This window comes from Candidatus Palauibacter soopunensis, assembly GCF_947581735.1.
GTDB classification, from domain to species: Bacteria; Gemmatimonadota; Gemmatimonadetes; order Palauibacterales; family Palauibacteraceae; genus Palauibacter; species Palauibacter soopunensis.
Window position 1 is genome coordinate 1 of the sequence record NZ_CANPVT010000006.1, and the last position, 14644, is coordinate 14644.

General features: G+C 68.1%; 10 protein-coding genes. 8 read left to right on the top strand and 2 right to left on the bottom strand.

Annotated elements, in window-relative coordinates; genetic code table 11:
- The 4 genes from RN901_RS03090 to RN901_RS03105 form a co-directional block, all read left to right on the top strand.
- Positions 1–1589: prolyl oligopeptidase family serine peptidase (locus tag RN901_RS03090; protein ID WP_310755825.1), on the top strand; the 1589-nt coding region annotated here is incomplete at its 5' end.
- A 272-nt stretch (positions 1590–1861) separates the two neighbouring features.
- Entirely contained in the window at positions 1862–4966 is a 3105-nt protein-coding gene (locus RN901_RS03095) for an Ig-like domain-containing protein (protein ID WP_310755827.1), read from the top strand.
- Between the two features lie 11 nt (positions 4967–4977).
- Complete coding sequence (locus tag RN901_RS03100) at positions 4978–7485, top strand: CehA/McbA family metallohydrolase (protein ID WP_310755829.1); 2508 nt, start codon at positions 4978–4980, stop codon at positions 7483–7485.
- Positions 7482–7949 carry an NUDIX domain-containing protein gene (locus RN901_RS03105; protein WP_310755831.1) on the top strand — a complete coding sequence of 156 codons (468 nt, stop codon included), beginning with the start codon at positions 7482–7484 and terminating at the stop codon, positions 7947–7949. Before RN901_RS03100 ends, RN901_RS03105 begins: the two co-directional genes overlap by 4 nt.
- A 30-nt stretch (positions 7950–7979) precedes the next feature.
- Here RN901_RS03105 and RN901_RS03110 read toward each other — a convergent pair whose 3' ends face one another.
- Entirely contained in the window at positions 7980–9431 is a 1452-nt protein-coding gene (locus RN901_RS03110; protein ID WP_310755833.1) for a sodium/solute symporter, read from the bottom strand.
- 240 nt (positions 9432–9671) lie between these two features.
- Here RN901_RS03110 and RN901_RS03115 point away from each other — a divergent pair, with 240 nt between their 5' ends.
- The 4 genes from RN901_RS03115 to RN901_RS03130 are packed head-to-tail and all read left to right on the top strand — an operon-like array spanning position 9672 to position 13342.
- Positions 9672–10967, top strand: coding sequence for a pyridoxal-dependent decarboxylase (locus RN901_RS03115; RefSeq protein WP_310755835.1), 1296 nt, complete (start codon positions 9672–9674; stop codon positions 10965–10967).
- Positions 10968–10972: 5 nt separating this feature from the next.
- Positions 10973–11644 (top strand): hypothetical protein, encoded by a 672-nt coding sequence (locus tag RN901_RS03120; protein ID WP_310755837.1) that lies wholly within the window; start codon positions 10973–10975, stop codon positions 11642–11644.
- 3 nt (positions 11645–11647) lie between these two features.
- On the top strand, positions 11648–12286 hold the full coding sequence (locus RN901_RS03125; RefSeq protein WP_310755839.1) for a thymidine kinase: 639 nt from the start codon (positions 11648–11650) through the stop codon (positions 12284–12286).
- The gene (locus tag RN901_RS03130) at positions 12287–13342 is read left to right on the top strand and encodes a gamma-glutamyltransferase (protein ID WP_310755841.1); all 1056 of its coding nucleotides are present in this window, start codon (positions 12287–12289) and stop codon (positions 13340–13342) included.
- Between the two features lie 91 nt (positions 13343–13433).
- On the opposite strand, the gene RN901_RS03135 is transcribed toward RN901_RS03130, so the two are convergent.
- Positions 13434–14594, bottom strand: coding sequence for a tyrosine-type recombinase/integrase (locus tag RN901_RS03135; RefSeq protein WP_310755844.1), 1161 nt, complete (start codon positions 14592–14594; stop codon positions 13434–13436).
- Positions 14595–14644 lie beyond the last annotated feature (50 nt).

Here is a 14644-nt window from a genome sequence, read left to right on the forward strand (position 1 = left end):
GGGGGGGGGCGGGGGGCGGGGGGGCCGGGGGGGGGGCGCGGCCGGGCTACCCGCCCCCAAACACCCCCGGGGGGCCGGCCCCGGGGTGTGGGGGGCGGGGGCCCGCCGGGGGGGGGGCCCCGCCCCGGCAACTGACGGCCGGCGCGGCGGAGGCCGAAGACAGCCGCTTCAGCCCCATGTGGTCGCCGGACGGCCGGTGGATCGCCTACATCTCGAACCGGGCCGACTGGTGGCACGACGACGTGTGGCTTGTCGCCGTGGCGTCCGGCGAGGCGCACCGGGTCTCCACTTCCCTCATGGCCTCATCCAGCCCCGTCTGGTCGCCGGACGGATCGAGCCTCGTCCTGATGGGGACGGCCAAGGACGAGTACTGGTATCAGGATCTCGCGTACCTGTACCGGATCGACCTCGATCTCGCCGGCACCGCGCCCCGCGTCCTCCGGGAAGTGCCGCTCGACATGCAGGTCTACGCGACCGATGCGATCATGCGCTTCGACCCCTTCTGGTCCGGCGATGGCGAGCGCATCTACTTCCCGTACCAGCAGCGCGGTGCCTTCGACCTGTGGTCAGTCCCCGCCTCGGGCGGCGTCGCCACGCGGGTCACGAACGTCGGCGGGTCCTGGTCGTCCCTGCACGCGACGCCGGACGGCCGCCGCGCCGCGTTCACGCGCGATGCGGCGACGGAGGGCAGGGAAGCCTGGTTCCTCGACCTCGACGGCGGCGTCCCCGCCCGCCTGACGGACTTCTCGCCCGACTTCGAAGGCGTCCAGCGACCCGCGGAGATCTCCTTCCGCTCCTTCGACGGACTGTATATGCAGGGGTTCCTCTACCTGCCGCCGGCGATCCGGGCCGCGCGCTCCGCCGGCTCCGACCCGCCCGCCTGCCCGGCCCTCGTCCAGGTGCATGGAGGAGGGACGAACTCCTACACTCAGGGGACGAACCTCGTGGAGCAGTACCTCGCGAACGAGGGCTTCGTCGTGCTCGCCATCAACTATCGCGGAGGGTCCGGCTTCGGGCGCGAGTTCCAGGACCTTTCGGTGGAGGACTGGCTGAACGACCAGTCGAAGGATCCGGGCGCCGCGGCGGACTGGCTGCGCCGCCAGCCGTACGTCAACGGGCGCGTGGGCATCTACGGCGGCAGCTACGGAGGCATGCAGTCCATGTCCGCGATCACGCGCACGCCCGACAAGTTCGACGCGGCCGTCCCCATGCGCGGCATCTACTCCGAGTCTCTGACCCTGCCCTACGCGGACCGCTTGGGGAAGATCTTCACGATCACGGGGCACGGCGGGACGCCGGAGGAGCGGCCCGAGGTCTACGCAAAGAGCGAGACGCTCGACCGGATGGACCGCATTACGGCTCCCGTCCTCATCATGCATGGGGAGTTCGACGTAAGGGCGCCGTTCGAGAACTTCGAGCTCGCGGTCGAGAAGCTCGAGGCACTCGGCAAGGAATTCGAATCGAAGACGTACCCCGAGGGACACGGCTTCCGGGACCCCTCCAATTCGATCGACACGTACAGTCGGCTCCAGGCCTTTTTCGACCAGCACCTGGGAGGATGCCAAGCCGGCGGCACGCCTCTAGGTTAGAGGAATACCGGTACTGTTGCAGGCACACCCGGGAGCGTTGCGCGGTAGCGACTTGTCGGTCCCTCTCCGCTCGTCGGCGTTCCCCTAAAAAGACGCAAGGCAGACCCATGGCGAAGCGCACCCGCACCATCTCCGGAAGATCCGACTCTTCTCTCTCCCGTGTGTCGCGTTACGCGGCGCTCGGCTTTCTCGGTATGGCCATCCTCTCCTGTGGTGGTGGGGACACTTCGGGACCGCCGCCCGGGCCGCCGCCTCCGCCTCCGACCGCGACGGTGCCGGCGAGAATCACGCTGGATCCGGAAGAGGTCGCGGTCGTGGCGGGCGACACGGTTCGCGTGCGTGCGCGGGTCCTGAACGACCGGGCGCAGCCGATCTCGGATGCGGTCGTGACGTGGACGAGCAGCGATCCGGCCATCGCGACGGTCGATGCCACCGGGCTCGTCACCGGTCTGAAAGAGGGCAACGCGAGTCTCACCGCCACATCGGGCCCCGTCTCGAATTCCGCTCCGGTCGCGGTGCACAGCCTGGACCGCCCGATCCTCATGGACATCTACAACGGTACGTTCGGCTCCGACTGGACCGACAACACCAACTGGGGATCCAACGAGCCGGTCGGAAGCTGGTACGGCGTGACGGCGAACGATCAGTCCCGCGTGACGGCGATCGACCTGAGCGAGAACGGCCTGAAGGGTCAGCTTCCGGAGGACTTCGGCAGTCTGGCCTTCCTCACCGAACTGCGTGTGCACGGAAATGCGGCGCTCTCCGGCCCCATCCCGGCTTCTCTTGCGGAGTTGGGCATACAGACGCTGCAGTACGGCGGCACGATGCTGTGCACGGTGCGGGACGAGGGATTCCAGGCGTGGCTGAACGCGATTCCGACGCGCGATGGTGAGTTCCTCGCCTGCAACGAGGAACGGTCGGACCTGATGAAGTTGTACGAGGCCATGGGCGGAGACAGCTGGACGGAATCGGGCAACTGGGGAACCGACGCCCCGCTGGAGAACTGGTACGGCATCGCGGTCGACGATTCGACGGGGCGGGTCACTACGATCAACCTGAATCGCAACAACCTGTCGGGAGAGATCCCGACCGAGATCCAGTATTTTCCGCACCTGCGGGTCCTGCGACTGGACTACAACCGGCTCGAGGGCGGGATCCCGGCGGAGATCGGCCTCCTCACCGAACTGCGGCGGATGGACATCGACGGGAACGGGTTCCAGGGTGAGATCCCGCCCGAAATCGGAAACCTGGAGAACCTGAGGGTGCTGTGGCTCGGCGGAGGGGAAAACCAGCTGTCCGGTCCCATCCCACCCGAACTGGGCAACCTCGATAGCCTCCGGATACTCCACCTGTACGAGGCCCGGTTCGAAGGTGCGATTCCGGAGGAGTTCGGCCACCTGACCGAACTGGAGACCCTCCGTATCTCTGAGACGAAGATCGAGGGGGGACTGCCCGAGAGTCTGGCAGCGCTCGGAAGGCTCCGAGAGATCATCCTCTACGAGAACGAGTTGTCGGACCCCCTTCCTTCCTGGCTTGGCCAACTCGACAGCCTGCGGGTCCTCCTTGTCTCCGACAACAGGATCGAGGGCCCGATTCCAGCGGAACTGGGACAGATCGACAGTCTCGCCGTTCTCGTGATCGACAACAACCAACTGTCCGGCCCGCTGCCGCCGGAGTTGGGCGATGCCAGCGAACTCTTTCGGATATGGGTCCAGGGCAATGCCGATCTGTCGGGCCCCCTGCCGGAAGGCTTGACCCAGCTCGAGGAACTCTGGGAGTTGATCGCGGAGGACACCGGACTGTGCATGCCTCAGACACCCGCCTTCAGAAACTGGATGGAGTCGGTGTATTTCAAGACCCGGATCCAGTTGTGCGGCGGGGAGGCCCACGCCGAGGCCTACCTCATTCAGGCGGCGCAGTCGCGCGAGTTCCCCGTGCCGCTCGTCGCCGGCAGGGAGGCGCTCCTGCGCGTGTTCGTGGCGTCCGAACAGGAAACGGGTGCCATGCTCCCGCCGGTGCGGGCCACCTTCTTCGCGGACGGCGCGGAGGTGCACGTCGAGGAAATCCCGGCGGGTTCTTCCGCGATACCAACGGAGGTACAGGAAGGCGAACTCGATCTTTCGCCCCACGCCGTCATCGCCGCCGACGTGATCCAGCCCGGACTGGAGATGGTCGTGGAGATCGACCCGGATGGGACGCTCGATCCGAATCTCGGCGTGTCGAAGCGCATCCCCGAGAGCGGACGGATGATGGTCGATGTGAGGGCCGTGCCCCCGCTGCTTCTGACCCTGCTCCCCATGGTCTGGACCGGGGACAACGACCGCGAAGCCCAGACGTTCGTGAGTACCGCCGACCCGGAAGACGAATTCTTCTGGCAGACGAGGACGTATCTCCCGGTGGCGGACATCGAGATCACACGGCATGCGAGCGTGACGGTCGATTCGAACGTCTCCGGCGACCTCATAGCCGATGTCGGAAGGATCCGGGTCATGGAGGATGGGGTGGGACACTGGGTGGGTATGATCCCGGAGATCGGGGGTAACATCGCGGGCCGTGCGACCTTCCCGTTCTTCTCGGATGAGATCCCGTACTCCGGAAAGGTCGCAATCTCGGTTTTGAGCGCGGAGACGTTCGCGCACGAACTCGGACATAACCTGAGCCTGTTCCACGTGCTGTGTTCGGGGAACGAAGGCGGCCCCGATGTGAGCTACCCCTACGAAGGCGGGGGGATCGGCATCTGGGGCTGGGACTCGCGGGACGGCGGGTCGCTGGTGGACCCGACGACCAACGTGCGGGACTTCATGACGTATTGCGATCCGACGTGGGTCAGCGACTACTATTTCACGAACATGCTGCGCTACCGGCTACAGGATACCCTCGAGGTATGGGAGGCCCCGGCCGCCAGCCGGACGCTGCTCGTATCCGGTGGGGCCGACGCGGACGGTGCCCTCCACCTCGATCCCGCCTTTGTCGTCGACGCGCGTCCCGAACTGCCGCACGCCCCCGGGCCGTACACGCTGACCGGAAGGCGCGCCGACGGCAGCGAACTGTTCTCGCTCAGCTTCGACATGGGAGTGATCTGGGACGGGGACGGGGAGTCCGGATTCACGTTCGCGCTTCCCGTGGAGCCGGCATGGGAGACGGTGTTGGCGAGTCTCTCCCTCCACGGGCCGGGCGGCAGCGTCGAGATCGCCGAGGGGAGCGAGCCGCCGATGGCGATCCTGCGGGATCCGGGCACGGGGCAGGTCCGCGCCATCTTCCGCGACCTGCCTTCCGGCCCGCTGGCCCAGAGCGCGGCGGAGGATCTCGCTCCGGAGCCGGGGCTCGAAGTGCTGGTGAGCAGCGGGCTCCCCGGCGCGTCGGCCTGGCGCCGGTGAGCTACGCACGCATGCGGGCACGTCCGGTTCCCACGTCACGGATTTCACGCCGCCGGGCGCCGGTTTGCGTGGTGCTCGGCGCGATCGTCCTCGTCCTCGCGTCGGCCCCCGCGGACGGAGCCGGACAGTGGACGAATCGATACCCGAAGGTCGCGGGGTACGGCCACCACGTGTACCTCGAGGGCTACGAGCTGCCCACGCTCACGGCGGGCCCCATCGATCCGGCTCCGTCGCCGGACGGCGAGCGGGTGGCGTTCGCCTCGCACGGCTGGATCTGGGTCATGGATCTGTCGAGCGGCGTGGCGCGGCGGCTGACCCGCGGCGGGGGGATCGACGCGCGGCCCGCCTGGTCTCCCGACGGGCAGCTGGTCGCGTTCGTGCGCGACGATACCGAAGACACGGAGATCGTCTGGGTTGCCGCGGGCAGCGGCGCGGAACTCGGCCGCGTCGACAGCCCCGGCCTCGAACTCGACCCGGCGTTTTCCGCTGACGGGACGAAGATCTTCTACTCATCTGCCGAATCGGAGGCCGGAGCCCTGGACCTGTGGGCGGTCGACGTCGACACCGGCGTGCGGCGGCCGGTGACGGACGCGCCCGGGATCGAACTGAAGCCCCAACCCGGCGAACGCGCGCTCGTCTACCTGTGGAAGGGCGGCGGCCGCGATCGTGTCGTCGTGCGCTCCGACGATTCGCCGGAGCCGCGGACGCTCATCGAGGGGAGCATCGCGTCCATGGCGCGGCCCGCCCTGAGTCCCGACGGGTCCACCGTGGCGGTCAACTGGCCGACGCAGGAGGGGTGGGACCTCCGGCTCCTCAACGTGGCCGACCCCGGGCCGTCCATCCTCCTGGCCTCCGGCGGCCTGCCGCTGACGCCCGCCTGGGATCCCGGCGGCGAGTGGATCTACTTCGCCGAAGCAGATGACCGGGAACGGTTCAACCTCAAGCGCGTGCGAGCCGCAGGCGGTCCCATCGAGGCCGTGGACGTGACGGCCTGGGAATGGGGAGCCGCGACGGCAAGCCTTCGGATACGGACCGTGACCGAGGAAGGCGGCGCTCCGGTGGCGGCCCGGCTCGCGGTCGTGGACGGGGCGGGGCACCCGCTCGTCCCGGACGGTCCCGCGTCGCGGTTCGACGGGCAGAGCGGCCGGGTCTTCTTCTATTCGCCGGGCGTGATCGAACTCACGGTTCCGGTCGGCGAGGTCACGGTCTCGGCCGTTCAGGGACTCGCGACACCCGAATCATCGGCGACGGTACAGGTGGGTGCCGCGTCCGGCGCCGCGGAGGTTGAAGTCGTGCTGTCTTCCGTTTGGGACGCGCGGGCCGGCGGCTGGAGTTCGGGCGAACATCATTTCCACCTCAACTACGGTGGTCCGTACGACCTCTCGCCGGATGACCTGATGCCGATGATGCGGGGCGAGGCGCTGGACTTCGCCACGCCGCTCCTGGCGAACCTCCACAACCGGTTCGAGGACCAGGATCTGTGGACGTGGCGGCACTCCGGTGGCCCGCCCTTCATCCGCTTCGGGCAGGAGGTCCGGTCCCACTTCCTGGGGCACCTGGGCCTGATCGAGATCGACGACCTGTTCTGGCCCTGGGTGTGGGGACCCGGCTACCAGGTCTACGGATCGGACGACCGCGCGAACGCCGAGCCGCTGCGCCATGCCCGGGCTCAGGGAGGCTTCCAGTACTACGTGCACCCCGTGAGTACCCGCGGCATGCCGCGCGCGACGCCGTGGGCCGAAGCATCGATCGCCGACCTCTACGGCGTCGTGCCCGTCGAACTCATCCCCGACGCCGTGCTGGGCGATCTGGACGCGCTCGAGATCGTCTGCCTGTGGAGCGACGAGGTCCTCACCTCCCAGATCTGGCACCTGCTGTTGAACGCCGGCATCCCGATCGTGCCCTCGGCCGGGACCGATGTGATGAACAACTTCTACCGGACGATGGCCATCGGCACCTCGCGCGTGTACGCGCAGACGGGGACCGTCGAGAACTGGTCGACCTATGTGGACGCGCTGCGAAGCGGCCGAACCTTCGTGACCAACGGACCGTTCCTCGAGTTCAGCGTCGGCGGGGCGGGTCCCGGCCACATCGTGTCCGCCGGAGACGTCTCGTGGTCCCTCGACGTCGCGACCGCCACGGAAGTGGATCGGGTCGAGGTGCTGGTGAACGGCGAGGTGGCGTGGAGCGGAGGGGGCCTCGACGGCCCCGGCTCGCGCCGCTTCGAGGGCGACCTGACGCTTCCGGATGGGGGATGGATCGCCGCGCGCGCCGTCGGCGGCCCGGCCCGCTGGCCGATGATGGCGAACTACCCGTTCGCGCACACGGCGCCCGTATGGATCGGGAGCGTCGGCAGTTCCGACCCCGCCGCCCGCCGAGCGGCGGCCGCCGAACTCCTCGCGATTCTGGGCGTGGCGCGCCTGAGGTTGACCGCGGGTTACGGCGGTACGGACATCCCCAATCTCCTCGATCGCTTCGACGACGCCCGGGAACGGCTGGAGGCGCTGGCCGCACGATGACGGGCGACCGCGGCCCCGGGGCCCGCCCCTCGCGTCCCGCGCTGGCCCTGGTGATCGAGGAGCCGGGATCGGCCGGCGGGGCGCCCCGCTGGCTGCTCGTGCGCCGCCCCGACGACGATCCCGATCTGCCCGGCGTGTGGGGCCTCCCCGCCGGCTCGCATGCCGAAGGCGAGGTGGACGAGGCTCTCGTTCGCCGCATCGGCAGCGAGAAACTCGGCGTGGAGACCGAGGACCTCGGCTGCCTGAGCGAGGGCCACGTCGACCGGCCGGGCTATCGACTCGAGATGCGCCTGCACGCGGCCCGGATCGTGGCGGGCGAGCCCCGCGTACCGCAGTCCGTCCCCGGCGTCACCCAGTACTCCGAGTGGGGCTGGAAGCCGCCGGCCGAACTCCGCCCCGGAGCCGACTGCGGATCGCTGTGCTGCCGTCTCGCCCTGGACCTCGCGGCGGCGGGCGGAGAATAGCCCGGAGGCCTGCTACGAGCCGGCTACCAGCTAGAGCTTGATGTCGAGCCGCCTTGCCGCGGCCAGCGGAGGGGCCGCGAGGCCACAGGCCACGTAGGCGGCGAGCGAGAGCGCCATCGCGGGGAACACCTCGTGCACGACCTCGGAGAACGGGACCCAGTCCCAGAACAGCAGCACCGTGAACCCGATCAGAAGCGAAGCCACGGCTCCCGCGCCCGTACCCCGCCGCCAGAGCAGGCCGAGCACCACGGCCGGGAAGAAGCAGGCCGCGTAGAGGCCGCCCGAGAACGCGGTCAGCGTGACGATGCTCCCCGGCGGATTGAGCGCGAGCCAAGCCGTGATGACCGCGAACAGCGCGACCCAGAACCGCGTATGCGCCACGGCCCGTCCCTCATCCGCGTGCGGCCGGAAGAGCGAGATCACGTCCCGCTCCCAGGTCGAGGCCATCACGAGCAGGACGCTGTCCAGCGACGACATCGCCGCCGCGAGCATGGCCACGAGGATGAAGGCCGCCGGGAGCGCCGGCAGGATTCCCGCGTCCCCGAGCAGCGTCGGCACGACGAGATCCGACTCCGCGAGCCCGCTGCCGATCACCGCGTGGGCGTAGAGCCCGATCGGCAGCAGCAGCGTGTACACGCCCAGGAACGCGATCGTCGACACGATGAGTCCGCGGCGCACCGCCGTCGGATCGGCGAGCGCATAGAAGCGCGAGAGCTGTCTCGGATCGACGATGAACTTGAGCGTCCCGGCCACGATGATCCCGATGAGGACCGGGAAGGGCATGGCCGCGTCCCAGCGGAAAAGTCCGGACGTGTCCGGTGCCGCGCGGATCGCGTCGATGGCCCCCAGCCCCCCGGCGCTGTTCAGCGTTCCCCAGAAGAGGAGGATGGCGGCAATGGTCATCACGATCCCCTGCACCGCATCCGTCTTCACGACCGAGATGAACCCGCCGACGGCCGTGTAGAGGACGACGACGAGAAACACGAACCCGATGGCGCCCTTGTAGGGGATGTCGAGGAAGATCTCGAGCAGATTTCCGATGCCCTTGAAGACCGCGATCATGTACAGGAAGCTGGCGAAGATCACGATGACCGCCGCCAGGACGCGCGCCGCCCGGCTCTCGAAGCGGAACCCCACGTAGTCGGCGAGGGTGACCGAGTCGACCGCCCCTGTGAAGGCGCGCAGCCTCGGCGCGACCCATATCCAGGCCGCGAGCGAGAAGACGACGACGGCGGGCGCGAGCAGGAGCCAGGGTGCCCCGTAGGTATACGCCTGTCCCGAGAAACCGACGAAGCTGTTCGTGCTTGAGTAGGTCGCGAAGAAGGAGAGGCCGAGCACGATCCCGCCCATGGACCGCCCCCCGACGTAGTAGTCCGTCCGTCCCTTCGTCCCGCGACGGCCCTCGATCGCGTGGCGCACGAGCAGGGCGCCGTAGACGGCGAGGAGGGCCACCGCGATCCAGTGTGTCTGCAGCCAGGCCATTCGCTTGTCGGATCCCGGGTTCGGGGGCGGTCTCGGGTCTGGATTCGGCGGTCGGACGACCCCGGTATCTGACTGGACCTCGCCTCCTCAGACAAGCCCCGGCTTCAAGCCCCGGGTCAGCGCGGGCCCTGCACGTTGCCCCGCCAATCTCCTCACACAAGGTTGGATTTCGACGACCGGCAACGGTCGGTGACGCGGGCCGATCCCGGGTCGCACCACCGCACGACGGAGGGCATCGAAGTGGCACAGGCTACGAGTACCCTGAGTCCCGAAGTCCGGACCCGTAAGCGACTCCCGGAGCAGGGCATCGACTGGGAGACGCTCGAGAGCGAACTGCTCAGCCGGAAGGCGATCGACTACGACTGGAAGAACGGTCGCGTCCCGTACCTCGTCTACTACGTCAACGAGGCGCTGAAGCGGGTGCAGGACGCGTCACACGCCATCTACTCCGTCGAGAACGCCCTCTCGGGGCAGGGTTCCTTCCCGAGCGTCGGAGCCATGGAGGACGAGGTCATCCAGATGGGCCTCGACATCTTCAACGCGCCCGAGGGCGCGGGTGGACAGTTCACCTCGGGGGGGACGGAGAGCATCTTCCAGGCCGTGAAGGTGGCGCGCGACATGAAGCGCGAGGCGCGCCCGGATCTGGGCCGGCTCAATATCGTCGCCGCCTACAGCCGTCACCCCTCCGTGGACAAGGCCGCCCAGATCCTCGACCTCGACATGAAGTACGTGGATTGCCGGGCCGACTACCGCGCGGACGTGGACGCCATCCGCGAGGCCATCGACGAAGCTTCGATCTTCATTTACGCCGGGGCTCCCACCATCTACTACGGGCTCATCGACCCGATGCGGGAACTCGGGGAAATCGCCCTCGAGACGGGCGTCCGCCTGCACTCGGATGCCTGCTACGGCGGCTTCATCGCGCCGTTCGCGCGGGAACTCGGCTATCCGGTCCCCGACTTCGATCTCTCCGTGCCGGGCGTGTCCAGCCTGTCCGCCGACCTCCACAAGTTCGGTTTCGCGCAGAAGAGCGCTTCGCTCGTCCTCTTCGCCGACGGCAGCGACATCGAATACGCTCGGTACGTGGTCCGCGACCTCGCCGGCGGCTCCTACGCCTCGGCCACGGCCCAGGGCTCCCGGCCGGGCGGGGCGGTGGCGTGCGCCTGGACGATGCTCCGGCACATCGGCCGGGAGGGATACCGGGAGATCGTAGGCGGGATCATGGAGACGACCCGCGCGGCAATCGACGGCGTGAGGGCGATCGACGGGCTCTACGTGTTCGAACCCGAAGGGGACACGAACCTCTTCCGCTACGACGTCGAGCCCGGAGAACCGTTCAACATCTTCGCGGTCGCGAGACTCATGAACGAGCGAGGCTGGATGATGGGACAGCACCGCAAGCCGCCGGCCATCCACCAGCCGATCACGTCCGTCCACACGCCGGTGCTGGGCGAATACCTCTCGGACCTCGAGGAGTGCGTCGCCATCGCCCGGCGGGACCGCCTCCAGGACACCTTCCTCGACGGCACCTACTAGCCACGATGCCGGCCGGACTGCTTTCGGCGCTGATCATCGCGCTCCTGACGCTACTCGGGATCGGCACTCGCTACTACGTACTCGGGGACCTCAACGCCATCCATGGTCTGTTCAGTCTGTTTTTCTCCACGAATCTCCTGATCTGCTATTGGGAGGCGTGTCTGTACCTGCGGCGGGATTACATCGAGGAGCGCGCCGTGCACTGGCGCGAGCGGCAGCGCGAGACCGGCCGAACCCCGGCCGTCGAGTTTCTGACCACGAGGGTGCCCCTCAGGCGGATCCTGTCCCCGATGGTCTGGGCGGACGCCTGGGCCACCTACTCGATGGTGGATGAATCCTATGCGGATCGCCGCACGTTCGGGTTCACCGTCGATATCGCCAACGGTTTCTTCACGCCGGTTCCGACGCTGATCCTGTACGGAGCCTTTACCGTCGGTTTCCTGCCGGCGGTCGTCTCCGGCATTCTCGCCGCCATGCTGTTCTGGCAGTGGGTGTACGTGTCGACCCTTTACTGGGTCAGCTTCTTCGTCGCGGGAAGGCAGACGCTCATCTCGAGGGGCGAGTTCCTCGTCTATGTCGGCGCCCCGAACGCCTTCTGGGTGCTGTGCCCCGCGTTCGGGCTGTACGTCTCCGTTCGCCTGATCCTGGACGGCAACTACAGCGTGCTGGGATTCTGAACGATGTTCCATGGGGCGAGACACGGTTGGATCGAGGTCGTCGCCGGCGTCATGTTCAGCGGTAAGTCCGAGGAGTTGATCCGGCGCGTGCGGCGCGCCCTCATCGCCGGGCGGCGGGTGCAGCTCTTCAAGTCGCACCTCGACGACCGCTACGGAGGCCAGTTCCGGATCTCGTCCCACGACGGGCGGGAGATCGACGCCGAGCCCGTGTCCAGTTCCGTGCAGGTCGCCGGGAAGGTTCGCCCGTCGACGCAGGTTGTCGCCGTCGACGAGGCCCAGTTTCTGGACGACGGCATCTGCGTGGTTGTCGACGCCCTCGCCGACGCCGGGGTGCGCGTCATCGTGGCGGGCACCGACATGGATTTCCGCGGCGAGCCCTTCGGCCCCATGGGGCTGCTCCTGGCGCGCGCGGAACGGATCGACAAGCTGACGGCGATCTGCGTCGTTTGCGGCGATCCGGCGACGAGGAACCAGCGCCTGATCGACGGGAAACCGGCGCCCGCCGAAGGACCGACGATCCAGGTGGGCGGCTCCGAGTCCTACGAGGCGCGCTGCCGCCGCTGCCACGACGTGCCGCAGCGGGACCGGGCCCAGAGAGAGTTGTTGCCGACGGATGGCACAGAGGAATGGAAGGGGATCTAGATGGACGCACGTGCTCGGCCGATGATCGCGCTGTTCGCCACGTTCCTGCTGCTTCTGCCTCAGGGCGCCTCCGCGGTGCAGACAGACCCGGATCGATACCCGGATCGGCCGGCGCACCGGCCGGCGGTGCCGGGCCCGAACGGGCTGGTGACGGCCGGCCATCCCCTGGCATCCATGGCGGGTCTCCGCACGCTCATGGCCGGGGGTAATGCCGCCGATGCCGCCGTCGCGACCCTTGCCACGCTGAACATCGTACGCCCGCAGATGTCCGGGATGGCGGGGAACGGGTTCGTGACGCTCTACGACCGCGTCTCCGATCGCGTGTACTCGCTGGGGGCCACGGGCGCCGCGCCTCTGGCCATCGATCCCGCGAGCCGCGCGGCCGAGGAGTTGAACAAGGGGATCCACGCGGGCGTCGTCCCCGGCCTGTTCGGGGGATGGATCGCCTTGCTGGACCGTTTCGGCACCATGAGCCTGGCCCAGGTGCTCGCCCCGGCCATCGACTACGCGGAAAACGGTCATCCGATAGAGGCGTCCGTGGTGGCGGCGATCGAATCTCACCGGGAACTCTTCGAGAGCTTCCGATCGAGCCGGCGGATGTTCCTCCCTCGCGGGAGGGTGCCCGAGCCCGGCGAAACGTTCCGGATGCCTGATCTCGCGAACACGCTCCGCAAGGTGGTCGAGGCTGAGCAGGCGGCCCTGGCGGCCGGCAAGACGCGCTCGGAAGCGCTCCGGGCCGCGTTCGATCGGTTCTACCGGGGCGACATCGCCGAGGAGATGGCCCGTTTCTACCGGGAGAACGGCGGCGACTTCACCATGGAGGACTTCGCCCGCTACGAGCCTATCTGGGCGGAGCCGCTCCACACCACGTACCGGGGATACGACATCTACACCAGCCCGCCGACGTCACGCGGAGGGCTGGAAGTGACGATGCAGTTGAATCTTGTCGAGGGGTTCGACCTGCGGGGCCTCGGGGCCGGGAGTGCCGAGACCATCCACCTGCTCTCGGAGGCGATCAAGGTCGCGAAGGCCGACGTCTATGCCTACGCGACATGAGCATTCGGATCCACATGTCGTTGTGATCGTTCATCTTACGGGATTCGTCGGTCGGATTCCCGCTGATTGACTCCCGCCGATTCGTTTCGGGTCAGGCGCGGACCCTCGGGCGGCTGTCCAGCGCCTTCCTGAGCTGTACAGCGTCGGCCTGCTGATAGCAGCGCAACACCGTCTGAGCCTCCTTCCAGCCGCCCAGTTCGCACAGCACCTTGAGCGGCAGGTCCATCAGGTCGCTGGCAAACTTGCGCCTCAGCGAGTGCCAGCCCCGCCGCGCCTTCGGCTCCAGTCCCGCAAGCCGCTCGGCCTTGCGCCACCAAACGCCGGTCCGTCCCCTGCCGATGCTCGCCGAGGGATCCTTCGAGGCGGGCAGGATCAGCTTCTCCCCGCTACCGGGGTTCGCCTCCCGCGCCTCCTCCAACACCGCCACCGCCTCGTCCGTCATCGGCGTGACGTGCTCGTAGCCCGTCTTCTCGTGTTCCGCCCGCCACCGCACCTCCCGGCCCTCGAAGTCGATGTCAGACCACCTCAGGTTGCGGATGGCCCCGATCCGGTGACCGGTCTCGTGGGCGAGCACGAACGCGACGTGGAACCGCCAGTCCACCTGCCGGGACACCCCGAGCATCGCCCGGTACTCCTCCTCGGAGAGAACGACCCTGGCGGGGTTCTTCTCCTTGGGCGTCCTCAGACCCCTCAGCGGGTTCGAGTCGAGAAGGAGCCTCCCCTCCTCGTCTCTGGACTTGGTCGCCCAGTTGAGCACCGCGAGCAGGAACTTCAGGTCCAACTCGATGGTCCGGTTGGACACCGGCTTCCCGCTCGGTCCGATCCTTCCCGCCCGGCGCTCCCGGATGAAGCGGTCCCAGTCCCTTTGAGACAGGGTCTCGGGTCGCCGGTCCCGACCGAGTAGGTCGAGGAACATCCCCGTCGCGATCCTGTCCCGGTGCTGGACCCGCCTCGTCTTGGTGGGCGTCACCTCCTCACCGTAGATGTCAAAGAGCCTCTCCAGAGTGAGCGGCTCCGGCTCGGCTTCCGCCTTGCCGTTGGGCTGAAGCATTGCGAAGTCCGCGGCGGCTTCGTCCGCCTGCCGCTTCGCTTTCGCCCAATCGCGGTGTCCGAGCGACCGGGTGAGCCTTCGCCCGTTCTCGCGCCACTCCATCTGGAACAGGCCGGTTTTCGGGTCGGGAAACACCCGGACCCTGTTCCGGCCCCATTCGCCGGCGCCGTAGCTCCGGCGGCCTTTTCTCGTGCGTGCCATCGTTCGATTCCTCTCGTTCGATGGACTGCACGATCTGCGCGAATGAAACC

Bases quoted from the DNA above. Each gene is read 5' to 3' on its own strand.
- RN901_RS03110 (WP_310755833.1), bottom strand. From the start codon at position 9,431: ATGGCCTGGCTGCAGACACACTGGATCGCGGTGGCCCTCCTCGCCGTC.
- RN901_RS03100 (WP_310755829.1), top strand. From the start codon at position 4,978: ATGCGGGCACGTCCGGTTCCCACGTCACGGATTTCACGCCGCCGGGCG.
- RN901_RS03130 (WP_310755841.1), top strand. From the start codon at position 12,287: ATGGACGCACGTGCTCGGCCGATGATCGCGCTGTTCGCCACGTTCCTG.
- RN901_RS03105 (WP_310755831.1), top strand. From the start codon at position 7,482: ATGACGGGCGACCGCGGCCCCGGGGCCCGCCCCTCGCGTCCCGCGCTG.
- RN901_RS03135 (WP_310755844.1), bottom strand. From the start codon at position 14,594: ATGGCACGCACGAGAAAAGGCCGCCGGAGCTACGGCGCCGGCGAATGG.
- RN901_RS03120 (WP_310755837.1), top strand. From the start codon at position 10,973: ATGCCGGCCGGACTGCTTTCGGCGCTGATCATCGCGCTCCTGACGCTA.
- RN901_RS03125 (WP_310755839.1), top strand. From the start codon at position 11,648: ATGTTCCATGGGGCGAGACACGGTTGGATCGAGGTCGTCGCCGGCGTC.